The 1,939-nt window shown below is 61.3% G+C and carries 3 protein-coding genes; all 3 read left to right on the top strand.

Features of this window, described 5'->3' with window-relative positions:
- The coding region (locus Q0341_RS07150) for a branched-chain amino acid ABC transporter permease (RefSeq protein ID WP_299511556.1) at positions 1–912 on the top strand (912 nt) is incomplete at its 5' end.
- Positions 905–1,672 carry an ABC transporter ATP-binding protein gene (locus Q0341_RS07145; RefSeq protein ID WP_299511553.1) on the top strand — a complete coding sequence of 256 codons (768 nt, stop codon included), beginning with the start codon at positions 905–907 and terminating at the stop codon, positions 1,670–1,672. The genes Q0341_RS07150 and Q0341_RS07145, both read left to right, overlap by 8 nt.
- 1 nt (position 1,673) lies before the next feature.
- Positions 1,674–1,939, top strand: a 266-nt coding sequence (locus Q0341_RS07140; protein WP_299511552.1) for an ATP-binding cassette domain-containing protein, incomplete at its 3' end; no start/stop codon positions are given.

Here is a 1,939-nt window from a genome sequence, read left to right as displayed (position 1 = left end):
GGGTCTGACTTTTACACGGCCATGGTCGTGCGCATGATGATCTTGGCCATCTTGGCCATGAGCCTCGATTTGCTGCAAGGCGTCACAGGCCTGGTCTCGCTTGGGCACGCCGCTTACTTTGGCCTGGCTGGTTATGTGCTGGCCTTCGTCACGCCGCAAAACGAGCCCATCAGCCTGCTCGCCAGTTTGCCGCTGGCCGTGGGTGGGTCCGCATTGGCGGCATTGGTCATTGGCTTTTTGGTGGTGCGCACGCACGGCATCTACTTCATCATGGTGACCATGGCCTTTGCGCAGATGGTTTATTTCATCTTCTTTGACAACAGGGCCTTGGGCGGCTCGGACGGCTTGTTCCTGAACTTCCGGCCCGACGCAGGCTTCATCGATCTGGAAAACAAGCGGGTGTTTTATTACTTCACGCTGGGCTGCTTGCTGGCGGTGTATGTGTTTTTGCGCCGCTTGCTTTGGAGCCCGTTTGGCCGGGCGCTGTCGGGCATTCGCGTGAACGAGCACCGCATGCGGGCCTTGGGCTTCAACACCTTCAGCCACAAGCTGGCGGCCTTCACGCTGGCCGGAGCCCTGGCGGGTTTGGCAGGCTATTTGTTTGCAGCGCAAACCGGTTTCGTCAATCCCGAGCTGATGGGCTTTCACTTGAGTGCGCACGCCATCATGATGGTGATTTTGGGCGGCATGGGCAATTTTGCAGGGGCCATCGTGGGGGCCTTCAGCTTCGAGTACTTGCTGCATGTCTTCAAGGACTTGCCCGACATCGGTGGCTTTCGCACGGGCAAGCATTGGCAAATGTGGATGGGCTTGTTCATCGTGGCGCTGATCATTTTTGCACCCAAAGGCATTTTGGGCTTGGTCAACCGCTTCTTCGGCAGCAAGACAACCCAGGAGGCAGGCCATGACTGAGCGCCACGCCTTGATGTCCGCACGCGGCCTGACCAAGCGTTTTGGCGGCCTGGCCGCTGTCAACGATGTCTCGCTGGATTTGTGGCTTGGGCACATTCACGCCGTGATCGGCCCCAACGGCGCGGGCAAATCCACGCTGGCCAATTTGCTCTCTGGCGATTTGCCGCCCAGCAGCGGCCGGATGACTTTGGCCGGCACCGACATCACCGGCTGGACACCCGAAAAAATTGCGCGCCGCGGCTTGGGCCGCAGTTACCAGAAGACCAACATTTTCAGCACCTTCACCGTGTGGGACAACGTGCGCCTGGCCGCGCAATCGCGTGCGCAGCCATCGCCCTTCAATCCGCTGGGCTGGCTGCGGTCTGCGGCCCGGTTGTCGGCAGTGAACCAACGTGCCGAGCGGGCCATCGCGCTGGCAGGTCTGCAAGAGCGTCGGCACGCACAAGCCGGGGCCACCAGCCACGGCGAACAGCGCCAACTTGAAATTGCCATGACCTTGGCCACCGAACCGCAGGTCCTGCTGCTCGATGAGCCGCTGGCCGGGATGGGTCAGTCTGAGGCTGAAAGCATGGTGCAGTTGCTGCTGCGCCTGAAACAAGACCACGCCATCTTGCTGGTCGAACACGACATGGATGCGGTGTTCACCTTGGCAGATCACCTCACCGTCATGGTCAATGGCCAGGTCATCGCCAGCGATGCGCCTGCGGCCGTCAGGGCCGATGCGGGGGTGCAAGCCGCGTACCTGGGCGAGGAACATTGAAATGAGCGACCTGCTGATCCAGGCCCAAGACCTGAACACCTATTACGGCGCGAGCCACATCCTGCGCGGCGTGAACTTTTCTGTCGGCCGGGGCGAGACCATTGGCCTCATGGGCCGCAACGGCATGGGCAAAAGCACCTTGCTCAAAACCCTCATGGGCATCGTGCCGCCGCGCAGCGGCACGGTGGACATCCAAGGCCAACGCATGAATGGCCGCCCCACGTTCGAGGTGGCCCAAATGGGCATCGCCTACGTGCCCGAGGGGCG

The organism is uncultured Limnohabitans sp. (genome assembly GCF_937889215.1).
Classification (GTDB): Bacteria; Pseudomonadota; Gammaproteobacteria; order Burkholderiales; family Burkholderiaceae_C; genus Limnohabitans_A.
Note: the sequence above shows the minus strand (reverse complement) of the source record. Positions and strands in the feature narration are given on the sequence as shown.

Excerpts from the sequence above, each read along its gene's own strand:
- Q0341_RS07145 (WP_299511553.1), top strand. The coding sequence starts at position 905 with ATGACTGAGCGCCACGCCTTGATGTCCGCACGCGGCCTGACCAAGCGT.